The sequence below is a fragment of the Thermodesulfobacteriota bacterium genome, assembly GCA_040755095.1.
Lineage (GTDB): Bacteria > Desulfobacterota > Desulfobulbia > Desulfobulbales > JBFMBH01 > JBFMBH01.
In genome coordinates this window covers 1-14,743 of record JBFMBH010000121.1, presented here as the reverse complement: position 1 = coordinate 14,743, position 14,743 = coordinate 1, and the positions used below count along the sequence as shown (strand labels likewise).

Annotated in this window: 16 protein-coding genes; 4 read left to right on the top strand and 12 right to left on the bottom strand. The window is 66.8% G+C overall.

The window, feature by feature from the left end; all coding sequences use genetic code 11:
* The 8 genes from AB1634_15505 to tsoC form a co-directional block, all read right to left on the bottom strand.
* Nucleotides 1-1,112, bottom strand: a 1,112-nt coding sequence (locus AB1634_15505; GenBank protein MEW6220922.1) for a cytochrome c biogenesis protein CcdA, incomplete at its 3' end; no start/stop codon positions are given.
* Nucleotides 1,113-1,126: 14 nt separating this feature from the next.
* Nucleotides 1,127-2,368, bottom strand: coding sequence for a hypothetical protein (locus AB1634_15500; GenBank protein MEW6220921.1), 1,242 nt, complete (start codon nt 2,366-2,368; stop codon nt 1,127-1,129).
* 14 nt (nt 2,369-2,382) lie between these two features.
* Complete coding sequence (locus AB1634_15495) at nt 2,383-3,171, bottom strand: outer membrane lipoprotein-sorting protein (GenBank protein ID MEW6220920.1); 789 nt, start codon at nt 3,169-3,171, stop codon at nt 2,383-2,385.
* A 15-nt stretch (nt 3,172-3,186) separates the two neighbouring features.
* Entirely contained in the window at nt 3,187-5,550 is a 2,364-nt protein-coding gene (locus AB1634_15490; GenBank protein ID MEW6220919.1) for an MMPL family transporter, read from the bottom strand.
* Between the two features lie 12 nt (nt 5,551-5,562).
* Nucleotides 5,563-5,988, bottom strand: a complete 426-nt coding sequence (locus AB1634_15485) for a DsrE/DsrF/DrsH-like family protein (GenBank protein ID MEW6220918.1) — start codon at nt 5,986-5,988, stop codon at nt 5,563-5,565.
* Nucleotides 5,989-6,036: 48 nt separating this feature from the next.
* The gene (locus AB1634_15480; GenBank protein ID MEW6220917.1) at nt 6,037-7,158 is read right to left on the bottom strand and encodes a (Fe-S)-binding protein; all 1,122 of its coding nucleotides are present in this window, start codon (nt 7,156-7,158) and stop codon (nt 6,037-6,039) included.
* The gene (locus tag AB1634_15475) at nt 7,155-7,679 is read right to left on the bottom strand and encodes a hypothetical protein (GenBank protein MEW6220916.1); all 525 of its coding nucleotides are present in this window, start codon (nt 7,677-7,679) and stop codon (nt 7,155-7,157) included. The genes AB1634_15480 and AB1634_15475 overlap by 4 nt, the downstream gene beginning before the upstream one ends.
* Before the next feature lie 21 nt (nt 7,680-7,700).
* Nucleotides 7,701-8,012 carry an NEPxGxxU motif selenoprotein TsoC gene (gene tsoC / locus AB1634_15470; protein ID MEW6220915.1) on the bottom strand — a complete coding sequence of 104 codons (312 nt, stop codon included), beginning with the start codon at nt 8,010-8,012 and terminating at the stop codon, nt 7,701-7,703.
* Nucleotides 8,013-8,283: 271 nt separating this feature from the next.
* On the opposite strand from tsoC, the gene selD reads away from it, so the two are divergent.
* Nucleotides 8,284-9,324 (top strand): selenide, water dikinase SelD, encoded by a 1,041-nt coding sequence (selD, locus tag AB1634_15465; GenBank protein ID MEW6220914.1) that lies wholly within the window; start codon nt 8,284-8,286, stop codon nt 9,322-9,324.
* Between the two features lie 72 nt (nt 9,325-9,396).
* On the opposite strand, the gene AB1634_15460 is transcribed toward selD, so the two are convergent.
* Nucleotides 9,397-9,957: a tetratricopeptide repeat protein gene (locus AB1634_15460; protein ID MEW6220913.1), complete on the bottom strand. Its 561-nt coding sequence runs from the start codon at nt 9,955-9,957 to the stop codon at nt 9,397-9,399.
* 155 nt (nt 9,958-10,112) lie between these two features.
* Nucleotides 10,113-10,679: a cytochrome c3 family protein gene (locus tag AB1634_15455; protein ID MEW6220912.1), complete on the bottom strand. Its 567-nt coding sequence runs from the start codon at nt 10,677-10,679 to the stop codon at nt 10,113-10,115.
* A gap of 123 nt (nt 10,680-10,802) precedes the next feature.
* Between AB1634_15455 and AB1634_15450 the strand changes: the two genes are divergently transcribed.
* Together AB1634_15450 and AB1634_15445 are read left to right on the top strand one after the other, a co-directional pair.
* Complete coding sequence (locus AB1634_15450; protein MEW6220911.1) at nt 10,803-11,180, top strand: hypothetical protein; 378 nt, start codon at nt 10,803-10,805, stop codon at nt 11,178-11,180.
* Between the two features lie 13 nt (nt 11,181-11,193).
* Nucleotides 11,194-11,757: a cyclic nucleotide-binding domain-containing protein gene (locus AB1634_15445; protein ID MEW6220910.1), complete on the top strand. Its 564-nt coding sequence runs from the start codon at nt 11,194-11,196 to the stop codon at nt 11,755-11,757.
* A gap of 20 nt (nt 11,758-11,777) precedes the next feature.
* Here the strand turns inward: AB1634_15445 and AB1634_15440 are convergent, their stop codons facing one another.
* Nucleotides 11,778-12,629, bottom strand: a complete 852-nt coding sequence (locus tag AB1634_15440; GenBank protein ID MEW6220909.1) for an amidohydrolase family protein — start codon at nt 12,627-12,629, stop codon at nt 11,778-11,780.
* A 135-nt stretch (nt 12,630-12,764) separates the two neighbouring features.
* Here AB1634_15440 and AB1634_15435 point away from each other — a divergent pair, with 135 nt between their 5' ends.
* Nucleotides 12,765-14,456, top strand: a complete 1,692-nt coding sequence (locus tag AB1634_15435) for a methyl-accepting chemotaxis protein (GenBank protein MEW6220908.1) — start codon at nt 12,765-12,767, stop codon at nt 14,454-14,456.
* 104 nt (nt 14,457-14,560) lie between these two features.
* Here AB1634_15435 and AB1634_15430 read toward each other — a convergent pair.
* Nucleotides 14,561-14,743, bottom strand: a 183-nt coding sequence (locus AB1634_15430; GenBank protein ID MEW6220907.1) for a hypothetical protein, incomplete at its 5' end; no start/stop codon positions are given.

Here is a 14,743-nt window from a genome sequence, read left to right as displayed (position 1 = left end):
CCGGACCGGGGCAGCCGCTGGAGCCGGCCGGCGAACAGCGCCAGGACAAAGAGGGGCAGGCCGAGGCCGAGGCTCAGGGTGAAGAAAATGATGAAGCCAAAAAGCGGATCGCCGGTGCTCGCCACCCAGGTGAGGAGTCCAAGCACGAACGGCCCGATGCAGGGTGCTGCCACCACGCCCAGGGTCATGCCCATGAACAGGGTGCCCAGCCAGCCGGCATGGCCCCGAGCCGCGGCGCTGGTGAGCGCGGCGGGCAGGCGCAGCTCCCAGAAGCCAAAGAGGCTGCTGGCCAGAGCCAAGAGCACCGCCGCCACGGCCAGGAGCACCCAGGGGCTCTGCAGCAGGCCGCCCATGAGGCCGCCGGTCATGGCTGCCGCCACCCCCAAGGCCGAATTGGTGACCGCCAGGCCTGCCACGTACAAAAGGCCGTGGATCAGCACCGCCCCCTGCCCCTGGCCGCTGCGGCCACCGAAATAGGACACGGTAATGGGGATGAGGGGATAGACACAGGGCGTCAGGTTGAGGGCCATGCCGCCCAAAAGGACCGCCGCCAGGGTGAGAAGCAGGGTCCAGCCGCCCATACCCGCCCAGCCGGGACCGGCGGCCGGCGGCCGCACCTCTTGCGGCGCCGCGACCTGGGCGGTGGCGGTGGCCAGCCCCCGGGCCTGCCATTCGGGAAATCCCAAGGGATCACGGTAGACGTTCTTGTAGCCAAGGGAGACAGCCACCCGGGCTGCCGAGTCGCTCCGGACTCAGGTCAGGCCCGCTCAGTAGAAGACGACCACCCGCTCTTGGCTCGGTCCGAGGAGTTGGGACAGCTCGCCCCGTCTGGTCAGCCGGGCGAGCCAGGTGGGCTCCATGGGAAAGCTCACCGCGCCCGCGATATGGCCAGCCGCGTACTCCCACTCCTGGCGGGTGTCCACCAGGAGCACCGCGGCCGGGTCCCGGTCAAGGAGCTGCCGGAGACCCTCGGTGTCGATCAGCTGGTAGCCGCCCCGGGCTGCCTCCTCCTGGACCTCGACCATGCTGGCGGCGGACACGGTCTCCCTCCCCCCCAGCCAGCCCAGGATGGCCAGCAGCAGCAATGGGATCCAACGGCTTGTCCTGTCCATGATCATCCTCCTTACTACGGCAACATCACAAGCTCATAGCGCATCTGCAGATAGACATGGTCGTCCCGGTCCAGGCTACCGAATTGACTCCAGTCCTGGCCGCCGAAGATCATGGCGCCCGCCGCGGCCCAGATCCGATCCGAGACGTGGTAGCGCACCTCGGGGTTGACCAGATAGTCCCGCTCCGCCAGGCCATAGAAGGCCAGGAAGGAAAGTCGCAGGGTCTGGTGACGGAAAAGCTGGGTAAACCGGACGCTGGCCAGATCCCGGAGCCGGCGGGCGCCGGGGAAGCCGGGCGGCAGGGTCTCCTGGTAGCGGCCGAAGTCGTGCATCCTCTCGCCGTAGTATTGCAGCCCCAGGACGCCATCCTCCCAGAGCTGACGCTGGTAGCCGACCAGAAAGCGGGTCTCATCGTTGGGGACGAAGGGATCGGCTCCGTCCCGGTCCTGTCGCGAGTCATAGTAGCCGGCCTCCAGGGAGAGGACGCCCTCCAGGGCCCGGCCCTGGGCGCTGGCCCCGTACACAGCCAGCCGGGGATAGAACAGCGCCGGCGTGCTGCCCGGTGCCATGGTGCTGGCGCGAAGGGCCGGCCGCCGGAAGAAGCCGCTGAAGGCATAGAGCGACACATCGAAGCCGGCCAGGTCCCGGTAGGCACGCAGCGCCAGCTCGGTATCCCGGCCGTCCGTGGGCCGCTCCTCGATCCACGCCCCCGGGCCTGGCATGTGGAAGCGCTCCGGATCGGGCAGGTGATCCGGCGTGAAGAACGGGATCGCCACGATCTCGAAGGAGGCGAAATCCGGATAAAGCCCTGCCTTGGCGGCATCAACCCCGGTCTTGAGATACTCCAGGGGACGGCCGGCGAAGAACGCCTCGTAATCCTTGGGAAAGACGTCGTTGATGAACAGAAGATCCCCCAGCCCCCAGGTGAGGATCTGCCGGCCCAGCCGCAGGTCCCACCGGCCTGCCCCATGATCCAGGAAGCCTTCCCGCAGCTCCACCTCCGTCTGGTCCCGGGTGTGATCGTAGGCAGCGTCAGCCTTGAGGAACAGGCGGCCGGCCTGGCCTGCGCCATCGAACCGCGCCTGGAGCCGCTCCTCGGCCCACTTTGCGCTCTCACCGTTGGGGTTGGCCGGACCGAGCCCCACGGCGTAGTTGCCCTGGAGAAACCCCTGCAGGTCCACGTCCAGGGCCGAGGCCGGACTTGCCACCAGACTGCCGGCCAAAAGGGCCGCCAAGGCCAACCATAGGTGGCGCATCACTCGCCTCCCCCTCAATCCAGCCATTTCCTGGGCGGCTGCCGGAGGAAGCGCTCGCTGAACAGGCTGTCCTCGATGCCAATGCCGTAGGCCACCTGACTGAATTCCACCTCGGTACGGTGCCCGGTCTGGAGGTTCCTCATGGACCGCCGGACCACGGTGGGAATCCCGGCCACCACCTCCACCCGCTCGGCGGCAAAGACCCGGATCACCGCGCCCTTGAGATCGTAGTATTCCTCTTTCAAGGGCAGGAAGGTCCTCTTGTCGATCCAGGAAATCCGGTCGGCATAGTCCACGTCGCCGGCGTTGGGCGTGCTCTTCACCTTGTGGCAGTCCGCTTCGCCCACCTTCTCTTCCCCCAGGAGGGTGTGGGTGTCGCTGGCCACGTCCCGGCCGGAGACATCCTCGTAGGTGAAGTCCGAGCCCACGAAGCTGGAGCGCTTGTCCTGGGCCGCGATGCGCCGCACCATGTTGATGGCCGGTACGAACAGCCAGCGGTCGTCATCCTGGGCCGGGTACTTGTGCACCATGAGGGTCATATCCTTGACATCAGCCGGACGTTGAAAGGCGATGAAGTACTTCTGATCGCCGCCCGGCGGGCCCTCATTCCTGCGCAGCATGACCATCTCCCGCACCCGTTCCTGTCCCCCCGGCGCGATGAGCCGCATGTGGATCCGGACCCGGAAGTCCTGACCCGGATACAGGAACGCCGCCTGGGACTGCTCCATCAGCTCGACAGCGGTGAGGGCGTGGACGTGGACCGGCAGGAGAACAAGAAGGACGACAAGCCAGAGCCTTTTCATGGCAGCACCTCCGGATCAGGGACGGACAAGCCCTTTTTCATGGGCAAACAGCCAACCCCGGCAGAGCACGACCAGGGCCGGCAGGAGAAGGACCGTCAACAGCGCGCTCAGGAGCATCATGCTGACGATGAAGACGCCGACGGTGATGTAGGGCGTGAGCGGCGCCACCATCATCACCGCGAAGGAGGCCGAAAACAGAACGGCATTGCGCAGGATCCCCTTGCCCGGCCGGGCCGCTGTCCAGACCAGGGCGGCCAGCAGCTGGGGGGCAGGCGCCGGGGCCCGGTGCCAGCCGGCCGGCAGCCCACCTGACTCCGCCAGCCGCTGCCGGAGCCGGCTGATGAAATGGATGGCGAAGTCCACTGCCATGCCCAGGGACAGACAGGAGAGGACCGAGACCGGCATGTCGAAATCCTTGCCGGCAAAGCCGATGGCCCCGTAGATGATGAGGATGGTGAAGAGCAGGGGCGCGTAGCCGACCAGGGCCCAGCGCAGGGAGCGGAAGTTGAGCACCAGGATTGCCAGCACCACCACCAGGGCCAGGCTGAAGCCCTTGAGCATGTCCCAGAGCACCTCCTCGTTCCAGACCAGGTTGAAATAGGCGATGCCGGCTGGCCGGATCTCCACGGGCACCGGCAGCTCCGCGCTGTGCCGCTGCCGGAAGTCCGCAGCCGCAGCCATCACCTCGGCCATGGCCCGGGCATCCCAGGTCGTGAGCTGCACGGTGATGTTGGCCTGGCGGTAAGCGTAGTCCACGACATTGTCCAGGTCGGCGGGCTTGGCGGACATGCCGAACAGAAACAGGTACTGCCCGATAGCCTCGGCGCTCTCCGGCACGGTATCGAAGGCCGGATCATCGTCGTGGAGGACCCGGTTGATGCGCTTCACGTAGTCCACCACCGAGGTGGTCTTGCCCACCACGGCCAGGCCTTCCAGGTGGCGCTGCAGGCCCTCCATGAACCGCATCGCCCGGGGGTCCTTCATGGCATCGTCCTGACCGGTAGCCAGCACCAGATAGCCCAGGGAGGTGCCCCCCAGGGCCTCGTTCATCACCCGGTCGGCGGTGCGGATGGTGCTGTCCTCGGCAAACCACTCCACCATGTTGTTGTTGACCGTAAGGCGCAGAATCCCCAGCCCGGCTGCCGCCAGGAGCACCAGTGCCAGGCCTGCCGTCACCCTCGGGTTTCCGGCCCCCAGGCTGGCCAGGCCGGTGAGGAGCCGGGTCGCCCAGCCGGTATCGGCATCTTCCCGGCCGGCTACCTTGGCGAGATGGGCCTCGGGCACGAAGGTGAACATGGCCGGAATGAAGCTGAAGGACAGCACCCGCAGGGCAAAGGTGCCAAAGGCCAGCATGACACCGAACACCTTGACCGGCACAATGCTCATGAAGACCAGCACCGCAAAGCCGGCGGCAGTGGCCAGGGCGGTGTAGCGCACCGGCCGGCTCACCGCCGCCATGGTGGCGATGATGGCCGCCCGCTTGTCCCTGGTCTCCCGGTAGCGGAAATAGAATTCGTTGAAGATGTGGATGCTGTCGGTGGCGATGGCCATGAGGAACACCGGGCTCATGGAGCTCATGATATGGATGGGAAAGCCCAGAGCGATGAGCAGCCCCATGCTCCAGACGATGCTGATCATGGCGTCCATCATCAGAGCGAAGGACAGGAACAGATCCCGGAACATGAGATACCGGATGAGGAGCATCACCCCGCCGGCGATGGGGGCGAACACCGCCATGAGCTTGAACATCTCCGCCCCGAAGGTGTCCCGGGCCACCGGATCGCCAGCCACGAAGAACTGCTCACCGCCCTCTTCCCGGCTGATGATCCGGCGGAGGGCATCGGCGACCTCCTTGCCGTTGGCGCCCGCCTCCAGGGGAACATGGATGGCCGCGGTCTTGCCGTCCCGGGAGATGATCCGGTCCACGAACAGGGGATTGTCGAAAAGCTGCCGCCGCAAGGCCGCCAGCTCCGCCTCCGTTTCCGGCACCCGGGGCATGAGGGGTCCCACGTGCAGGGTGCCGTCCTGGGCGGTGACGTTGGTGATGGTCGAAAAGGCGCTCACATCCCGGGCCGCCACCCCGTCCACCTGGAGGATGGCATCGGTGATGCGCAGGATCCGGCCCAGGGTGTCCTGGTTGAGGACGCCGCGCTCGCTTTGCACCCCGACCACGATGCTGTCCTCGTAGAGGCGGAAGGTTTGTTCCACCTGCCGATTCCCGACCCGGACCGCCGAGGTCTCCGGGAGCATGTTCTTGGGATTGGTGTCGGTGGTGATCCGGCCGAGCTGGGTCATGGCCAGAAGACTCAAAGCCACCGACACCAGCACCACCAGTCGAGGGTGGTCCACGGAAAAGGCGACCAGGGAAGGGCTGCGCATGGTCGGCTCCTTCTAGAACACGAGATTCATGTCGGCCGGCATGACCACGTCGGTATAGTAGGTGGCAGGGTCGGCGAGACGAACCCCTTCCACAAAGTCGTCGTCCCGGAACCCGAAAACATTCTTGTTCAGAGGGCAGGCCAGAAGCTGGGCACCTTCCATGTGCAGCATGAGCAGCATCTCCTCTGGCATGGGCAGGTTCATGGCCTCCATGCGGGCGGTGACCCTTTTCTGCTCCTCCTCGGGCTGGTCAGGCAGGCAGCGCAGGGTGCCGACCTTGTCCTTGTGCACGGCGTTGATCCCCCGGGAGCCGAAGAAGACCGTCACCTTGGCGCCGGCCCGCAGGAGACTCAGGGCGGTCATCAGGCCGTTGAAGACCTGACAGAGCTCGTCGTGGAAGATCATGATCGATGCGGTCTTTCCGGTACGATCGTCCATGGGGGTCCCTCCTGTGGTTGGCGGCTGGGGCGCTCCCGGGCCTGGGAGTCACGCCCGAAGCCGTGCCAGTCGTCTTTTGACCAGCCAGCGGTTGGCCCAGTTGTGCAGGCTGTCGTGGGCCTCGAGCACGGGCTGGCGCGGGGACGAGATTCCCAGCACCAGGTCGAGGAGATGGAGTGCCGGCACCTGGGAGGAGAACCGCTCCCGGCAGTGGGCACAGTAGGTGACCACCAGGCCGTCCGCCTGCTCGGCTCGCCCCCTGGTGTGCCGGTCAGCCAGGGCGGGGTTGCCCGTGGGGGCGCAGCCGCCGGCGCCGCAACACTGGGTGAGCTCGTTGCGGAACCGCAGCTCGTGCACCGTGTGCCCCAGCCGGACGGCGATCTCCCGCACCGCCTGCCGGATCTGAGGCTGGTAGCGAGCCGGACAGGAGTCATGGATGGTGACCTTGCCGCCAGCCGGGCGATCGTGCTCCGGCAGGCCGAGCTCGCACATGACCTCGTAGACGGTGCGCAGGCGGATCCGGCTGTTCTCCCGGAAGGTCTTGTGGCAGTTGATGCAGGCCACCACCACCTCGTCCACCTGCAGGCGCTCGAAGGTCTCGATGGTTCGCCGGAAGAGACCGTCGAACCGCTCCAGGTCGCCCATGTCCTTGCAGGGTTTGCCGCAGCAATTGAGCACCACGCCGGTGCCGGGCAGCTTGGCGTTGAGATAGCGGTAGGTCTTGAGCACCAGGTCCGGGCCGTAGGCCGGGAGCGAGCAGCCCGGAAAGAAGACCCGCCGCACGGTGCCGGCCGGCCCTGGGTCCGGCGGCCGGTTCATGGTGAACAGGCTGCTGGAGCTGAAGATCTGATGGTTCCGGATCCCCTTGAGTCGCGGGGTGAGGAAGTCGTAGACAAAGTCGGCGGGCGGGCTCTGGCCTTGCAGGGGACGAAAAATCCGCACCCGTGCCTCGTGACACATGCCGCCGGGGTGAAGACCCCGCCGGCAGAGCCGCTGGCACAGGCCACACAGGGAGCAGGCATAGGGGACCTCCATGGCCTCGAAGGGGTTGCGGGAGAACCGCCTGGCCAGCTCCCGCGGCGAATCGCAGTAATGGCCGAGGAAATGGCAGGCCCGCACGCAGGCGCCGCAGTCGGTGCATTGGCTGAGGATTCTGGCGGTCTCGCTCATTTGGCGAACCTCAGGATCGGGGTGATGAGCACGATGAGGATGGCCAGGCAGAAGCAGAAGCCGCACAGTTTCTTGCGCAGCCCGCGCATGGCCCAGAAGCGGTTCAAGAGCTCGTCGGACGGCTGGACCGCCGGCAGAAAGGTGGCAAAGGTCTTCTGGATCTCCGGGTCCAGGACAAGGACCCCGTGCCCGTTGATGGCGAGCCCGATGAAGGCCAGCACCGCCTTGGCCGCAAAGATGCCCAGGGCCAGATCACCGGTCTGCCGCCACTGGCCGTGGAAGGCGTAGTGGATGAGGGGAAAGGCGAAGCCGGTGGCGATGAGGACCAGGATGAGGGCAAAGCAGAGCTTCACCTGGAAGGTGAGCACGTTCTCGATCACCCGATCAAAGGGATAGATGAGGGCCGTCCCCAACTTGCCCCGCAGGTGCACCCAGCGCAGCTGGTAGAACGGGGCGGCCACGCAAAGGATGGCGGCCAGGATGTGGATGGCGAGGTTGACAGCGTAGCAGGCATTTTCCATGGCAACCTCCCGTCATGCCGGTCAGCGGCCGAACAACCTGCCCACGAGCCCCTTCCTGGCGGGCTCGGGCAGCCCAAGCTGCCGGCAGATGGCGGCCTCGATCTTGTCCTCGGAGATGTCGGCCCCCTCGATCAGGATCTCGTCCCCCACCATGACCGCCGGTGCCACCGGCAGATCCAGGGCGAAGTACTCATCGGTCTGGTACTCAGCCCGGGGCTTGGAGATGGTCTCGATGGCCACCTGGTACGTGGCGCCCAGCCTGGGCGCGATCTCGGTGAAATGCCGTCACGGTTTGCCTTTCGGCTCGTTGAGAAAGAACCTGACCTTGAGCATAACCTTCCTCCAAACGGTGCTTGGTTGACCCCATCCGGCGCCCCGGGCGGTCCCGGGGTCGCCGGCCAACAATCAAGAGATCATCATATAAATATTAAGTTATATGATGATCCAAAGCTTGTCAAGCCCGCACGAATCGACCGCCTGCCACGCTCCACCTCTGGCCTTCTGTCCGACCTGCAGGCATAATGGGGCCTGCACCATCCGACGGGTCCTGCGCTGTCCAGGTCATGATCAAAACCCCAGGAGGCCTCCCTTGGCCCTGCCCTTTCTGAAGAAGAAGACCCTCACCGGACTCGCCCGCACCTGCGGCTGAGCGGCGAAAATCGGTCCGACGGCTCTGTCGGACGCGCTTGCCGGTCTGCCGGTTGCCAGTGGCCCCCATCTCCTGGTCGGCATCGAGACCTCGGATGATGCCGCCGTCTACCAGCTGAGCCCGGAGATCGCCATGATCAGCACCGTGGACTTCATCACGCCCCCGGTGGACGATCCGTACTGGTTCGGCCAGATCGCGGCGGCCAACTCCATTTCCGACGTTTACGCCATGGGTGGCCGGCCCCTCACGGCCCTGAACGTGGTGATGTTCCCGGCCAAGCAGCTGGACATGGGGATCCTGCGGGAGATCCTCCGCGGCGGCTGCGCCAAGGTGGCCGAGGCGGGTGCCTGCCTGGGAGGAGGCCATTCGGTGGATGACGAGGAGCCGAAATACGGCCTGTGCGTCAACGGCGTTGTCCACCCCGAGCGGGTGATCCGCAACGTTGGTGCCCGGCCGGGGGATGCCCTCGTCCTCACCAAGCCCATCGGCTCCGGGGTGCTGTTCAATGCGGTACGGGCCGGCAAGCTCGACTATGCCACCCTGGAACGGGAGGTCCTGCCCACTGTAGCCGCCTTGAACGGACCGGCCATGGAGGCGGCGCTCGGCTACGAGCTGCACGCCTGTACCGATATCACCGGGTTTGGCATCATCGGCCATGCCCTGGAGATGGCGGCCGGCAGCGGCGTCGGCATGCGACTCGACTACCGGGCCCTGCCCTTCTATCCCCATGCCCTGGCCATGTACCGCAAGGGCGAGACCACGGGCAGCAACAAGGCCAACCGTCAGATGGTGGCTGCGTCCCTGACCATCCGGCTCCCCCTGTCCGGGCCGGAGGAGGCGCTGCTCTACGATCCGCAGACCTCCGGCGGCCTGCTCCTGGCTGGGCCGGCCACTCAGGCACCGGCCCTGTGCCGGGAGCTCACGAAGCGCGGTGTCGCCGTGGCGGCCGTCATCGGCGAGGTGGTGGCTGAGCCCCGAGGCATCCAGGTCGTCTGACCGCTGTGGTCAGACAAAATGGGGGAGACGACCTGGTCGCCTCCCCCGTGTAGCGCCCGCTGCCGGCAGAGGTCATTCCTCCAGCCAGCCCTTCAGCCGCTCCACCTCCTCCGGAGTGAGAACGATCTTGTGCGGTCCACGCTCCCCTTCCAGGAGGGCCATGGAGCGCTCGAACAGGGTCCGGTGGCTGCCCAGGAGACTGGTAAACTCCTCCACCTCGGCGGTCGAGTGCGCCACCGCCGCTTTGAAATCATTCACCGCCCCCTCGTCCTGACCGAGCTCGGAACGGGCGATGCCCCGGGCCAGGAAAGCCGGCGCCCGGGTAGGGTTGATGGTGATCGACCGGCTCAGATCCTCCACCGCCCGCTTGGGGTCACCGCTGTTCAGCCAGACCAGCCCCCGGTAATAGAGGGCCCGGTCGTGATTGGGCTGGCGGGCCACCACGCTATCCAGCTCGTGGATGGCGCCCTCATACTCGCCCAACCGCAAATAGGCAGCCCCGCGGCTCAGCGCACTGACAATGGGATCGAAGCCGGCAGCCTCGGCCCGGTCGAAACCGGCCAGACTCTCCCGCAGATGGCCGTGGACGAACAGGTCCTGGGCCTCTTTGAACAGCTCGCTTGTGGTTGTCATGGCACACCTCCTGACGGGCCTTGCGGCCCCATCGGCTTCATTGTCCGGAAAAGACAATGCCTTCCCGACCTTCCGCTTGCCATGTCGATACCATAAGCGCGAACCAACAAAAATCCATATCCAAATCCTCGGCTATCCCAAGCCGCCGGCGGTTCTCACTCCCTCCCCTTGTCGCCATGGCAACCGGCGCACTTGCCCGGCGCCCGGCTGCCCTTGGCGTCCTTGTGGCAGCCCAGACAGCGGCTGTGGGCGATCTCTTTCACCGAGACCGCATCGTCAAAGAGCCGGGGGAAAAGCTCCGGGCCGTGGCAGGTGTCGCACTTGCCGGCCGGCAGATAGGCAGGCACGGTGGAATGGCGCTCGTGATCAAAGGTGATGGTGCCCCGCTTGTTGGTGAAGACGAAGAGCTCGAGGGCCTGGGCCTGGGAGCCCGGCCAGCCGCCGGTGGCGATCTCCTCGCCGCTGGTCTTGCCATCCCCGTCGGCGTCGCCCCCCTCGGCGGCGGCGAAGTCCATGGCCTTCTCCTTGAGCACCAGGCCATAGGCATTGAGGAAGTCCTTGGCCGCCGGCATGTGGCAGGTGGTGCAGCTGTCCAGGGCGCCACCCTTGGCCTTCGGGTAATGGGCCACAAACAGCTTCTGCAAGCCCGGGGTGGCTGGGGCAAGCTGGGGGGTGGCGAGCACAAGAGCGGCAAGGATCAACACAGGGGCAGCACGGCGCATGGGCGGATCTCCTTGGCAGGTGGCAGGGAGCCTGTTTCTGCCCTTATAGCACAGGCCGCCAGGCGCCGTCCAACCGCGCGCCGCCGGTTGCACCCCGGCCGGCCCCTGTGGTAAGGAAGGGCCATGGAAGAAATCGTGCGCCAGCTTCGCAGCCTTCTGCCCTTCAAGGCCGAAACCGTTCCCGGCGATATCGTCCTGGTGGCCTTTCACAAGGAGAATCAGGCCCTCTACGCCGTGGTCCAGGATATCCAGCGGGACACCAGCAAGCGGGATCCCTGGTGGCACCTCACCCTGCTCTTCCTGACCGTGCCGCCCCAGCGGGCGGTGTGGACCCTGCGGGAGCCCCAGTTCACCGGCGAGGAGACCTTCGGCATGGGGGAGGAGGAGCTGTTCATGCAGGCGGTGGATCTCGGGCAGCCACCGGCCCCGCCGCCGCCGAAGCGCGGCCAGTCGCCGGCCACGGTTCTCAACCTGGCCGACTTCCGCAAGACACCCCGTTGAGCCCGCGGCCGCCATGCGCGAATCGGACTACCTGCACCTGAGCCCCGAGACCGGGGCGCGGCTGCTCAAGATCCCCACCCTGCGCCACTTCGGCGCCAGCTTCAACAAGATCCTCACCGTCAGCAAGATCCGCACCTACGAGGCCGGCGAAGAGATCATCCGGGAGGGCGGCACCGACAAGTGGGTCTACTGCCTGATGGCCGGCCGGGCCCGGGTGGTCAAGGCCGGCGAGCCCATTGCCTCCCTGGGTCCCGGGGCCATCTGCGGCGAGATGAGCATCATCGACGGCTCGGCCCGCTCGGCCACCGTCGAGGCCTGCGCCACCACCATCTGCCTGGCCTCGGATCTGTCCCTCATCGACCGCACCGGCGGCAACAACGAGCTCTTCTTGTTCATCCTCTACCGGATGTTTGCCCAGATCCTCACCGAGCGGCTACGCCAGACCAGCCAGCAGCTGATCGCCGCCCGCCGGGAGCTGGCCCAGCTCCGCGGCGGCGCCGAAGAGCTGGTGATCGACGACCATCTGGCCCTGGACATCGAGGAGCTCTTCCCGGACCTCGACGCCACCCTCTCCTAGCACCACCCCCTGCGTCCCGTTCACCGTTCCACCGCCGCCGGCCCGCCAGGAGGCCCATCCTGCCCGTCGAGCAGCCGCGCCGCGTTGCCGGCCAGGATCTGCTCCTCCAGGGCCGGCGGCAGGCCCAACCCCCGGAACAGCGCCAGGGTCGCCCCCTGATCGGTCCACGGCGAGTCAGTCCCGAACAGCAGGCACTCGGCCGGGTGCGCCAGCAGCAGGTGGCGGGCCTCGGCAGCGGGCAGGAGATCCAGGGCAAAGGAGATCTCCATGAGGATCCGCCGGCCCACCAGAAGCTCCGCCACCTCCGGCCACTGCCGCCAGGCCCCCAGGTGGGTGGCCACCAGCCGCAGCTCCGGAACGGTGTCCAGCAGCTGCCGGATGCGGGACGGATCGGCCCGGCGCTCTTCAGGGAAGGCAATGTCGAAGCCGGTGTGCATGACCAGGAGCAGCCGGCGCTCGCTGATCCGCTGGAAGAGGGGCAGCAGCCGGGGCTCGTCCAGCCAGAATTCCTGGTAGAAGGGGTGCATCTTGAGGCCCACCAGGCCCGCATCGGCGATCCGATCGATCCGGGCCAGGGCCTCCGGATCCGCGGGATGCACTGAGGCCAGCGGGATGATCCGGCGGGAGCGGATGGCCTGGCTCCAGGCCAGGATGGGCTCGAACTGGCCGGGCCGGGTGGCGATGGAGCACAAGACGCTGCGCTCGATGCCGTTCTGATCCATGGAGGCCAGAAGAGAAGACAGGCGGCCATCCAGGAAGGCCCGGATGCTGCCCTCGGTCTGGAGGCGATGCATGGCCCGGGCGGCCAGATCATCGGGAAAGGCGTGGACGTGGAAATCGGTGATCCCCTGGCCGAGTGGCGGCGCGATCATGGCCTTCCTCCGGGTTAATTGAGCTTTGACCTCGGAAAAATGGCCATGCTACACTGTCCGCTAGGGGTTTGCAGCAGGTTTCGGTTTGACCAAAGGGGGCGGCGGCCGGCTGTCCCCGTGCTCTGGGAGGGGCTCATGACCATCGGCAAAAAAATCTTCCTCGTTGTCTTTCTCCTCCTGTTCGCCAGCCAGGCCATCTCTGGCGCCCTCATCCACTCCGTCTCGTCCTCGCATCTCAGCCGCGAGGCCGTCTCGACCCTCAACCTCCTGGCCAGCGAAAAGACCAGGCGCTTCGCCCGCCTGCCCGGGGACGCCGAGGAGCAGCTCGAGATCATCCTCTCCCACGACGCCATCGCCCTTTTCTTCATCTCCCTGGATCTGGAAGACGACTTCGGGGTCTCCAGCGCCCTGGGCCGCCTGGAAAAATTCTTCGCCGGCCTGCAGGCGGCCAACCCCAACTACGTGCTGGTCCAGTTCGAATCCCTCCAGGACCAGGAGCGCTTCCTGGCCGTGGCGGCCGGCAGCCGGCTGCCAGCCAAGAAGGCCGCCGCCGGCCCGCCCCTGACCGCCGGCACCGGCCACGTTCTGGTGAGCAGTGACGGGGAGTGGCTCCTGGAAAGCCGGCAGGTGCTGGAGGCCAACGGCAAGCCCGCCGGGCTCCTCACCGTGGAGCGGCGGCTGGCGCCGGCCATCGCCACCTTTCTGGACGAGATGCAGGCCGCCGGCATGAGCGGCCTTTTGGCCACCAGCGATGGCCGTTTTCTGGGGGCGAGCGAGACGATTGCCGATCGTCTCGAAGCCGTGGCCGCAGGAAGCGACCCGGATTGGATCTTCGTCCGCCACCCCATTCCGGAGCTGGGCATGGTCGTGGGCATCGCCCGGCCAAGCGGGGAGGTTTTTGCTCTCAACCGGGTCCTGGCCAAGGTCAACGGCGGCACGGTGCTGGCCGCGCTCCTCCTGGGCGGCCTCGGCCTCGCCCTGGTGGTCCGCTTCGCCCTCACCCGGGTGGTGGTCCAGGTGGGCTGTGACCAGAAGGAGGCGGTGGTGCAGATGAGCGAGGCGAGCCTGGCCGCCCTCCAGGAAAGCGAGCAGCTGGCCGCCCGGGTCTCGGAGTCGGCGGCCAATCTGGAGACCATCTCCTCCTCAGTGGAGGAGATCTCGGCCACCGCCCGCAGCAATGCTGACAACGCTGGTCAGGCCACTGCCGGTATGGAGGCCACCCGCCAGCTGGCCGAGGAGACCGCCGCCTCCATGCACGCCCTCACCAGCTCCATGGAGGCCATCGCCGCCACCAGCAGCGACATCTCCCGCATCGTCCGGGCTATCGACGACATCGCCTTCCAGACCAACCTGCTGGCCCTGAACGCTGCGGTGGAGGCAGCCCGCGCCGGCGAAGCCGGAGCTGGCTTTGCGGTGGTCGCCGACGAGGTGCGCAGCCTGGCCCGGCGCGCTGCCGAGGCGGCCCGGGAGATCACCGGCCTCATCGACAACATGGGCTCCCGGGTGCGGCAGGGCCAGGAGGTCACCAGCCAGACCGCCAGCCGCTTCACCCAGGTCAACCAGGATCTACTGGCCGCCATGGGCCTGCTGCACGACATCGCCAACGCCTCCCGGGAGCAGGCCGGCGCCACCAGCCACATCAACGAGGCCGTGATCACCCTCTCCCAATCCGCCCAGCAGGACGCTGCCGCAGCCCAACAGATGACCGGCATGGCCCGGCAGATCACCGACCAGACCGAGGCCATCGGGGACAAGATCGACGTGCTGCTCGTCCTGGCAGCCGGCCACCAGGCCCAGGCCCTGGTGCCAACCCCGACGGCAAGCTGACCCCCCCCCGGCCTTCAGGGCGCAACGTCAGGCAGAAAGGACACCGCCAGCCGGCAGTCGTCCTGCCATTCGATCGCCGCCTGCAAGGTCTTTTCCGTACCTGATCACAGGGCATGCATTTTGTGCGGGCGACATCTTCCGATTTCTGGTAAGACACCTTCCACGAGGGAGGTGTTGTCTTGTCGGAGATACTCCACCGCATTCGCGGACGCCAGCTCGATGCCGGGGACCTGGAAGCCATCCAGGCCGTTGTTGCCCAGCATTGGGACCAGGGGCGAAGTGCCATC

Excerpts from the sequence above, each read along its gene's own strand:
- AB1634_15480 (MEW6220917.1), bottom strand. The coding sequence starts at position 7,158 with ATGAGCGAGACCGCCAGAATCCTCAGCCAATGCACCGACTGCGGCGCC.
- AB1634_15450 (MEW6220911.1), top strand. The coding sequence starts at position 10,803 with ATGGAAGAAATCGTGCGCCAGCTTCGCAGCCTTCTGCCCTTCAAGGCC.
- AB1634_15445 (MEW6220910.1), top strand. The coding sequence starts at position 11,194 with ATGCGCGAATCGGACTACCTGCACCTGAGCCCCGAGACCGGGGCGCGG.
- AB1634_15500 (MEW6220921.1), bottom strand. The coding sequence starts at position 2,368 with ATGCGCCACCTATGGTTGGCCTTGGCGGCCCTTTTGGCCGGCAGTCTG.
- AB1634_15440 (MEW6220909.1), bottom strand. The coding sequence starts at position 12,629 with ATGATCGCGCCGCCACTCGGCCAGGGGATCACCGATTTCCACGTCCAC.
- AB1634_15460 (MEW6220913.1), bottom strand. The coding sequence starts at position 9,957 with ATGACAACCACAAGCGAGCTGTTCAAAGAGGCCCAGGACCTGTTCGTC.
- AB1634_15435 (MEW6220908.1), top strand. The coding sequence starts at position 12,765 with ATGACCATCGGCAAAAAAATCTTCCTCGTTGTCTTTCTCCTCCTGTTC.
- AB1634_15455 (MEW6220912.1), bottom strand. The coding sequence starts at position 10,679 with ATGCGCCGTGCTGCCCCTGTGTTGATCCTTGCCGCTCTTGTGCTCGCC.
- AB1634_15485 (MEW6220918.1), bottom strand. The coding sequence starts at position 5,988 with ATGGACGATCGTACCGGAAAGACCGCATCGATCATGATCTTCCACGAC.
- AB1634_15475 (MEW6220916.1), bottom strand. The coding sequence starts at position 7,679 with ATGGAAAATGCCTGCTACGCTGTCAACCTCGCCATCCACATCCTGGCC.
- AB1634_15495 (MEW6220920.1), bottom strand. The coding sequence starts at position 3,171 with ATGAAAAGGCTCTGGCTTGTCGTCCTTCTTGTTCTCCTGCCGGTCCAC.
- AB1634_15490 (MEW6220919.1), bottom strand. The coding sequence starts at position 5,550 with ATGCGCAGCCCTTCCCTGGTCGCCTTTTCCGTGGACCACCCTCGACTG.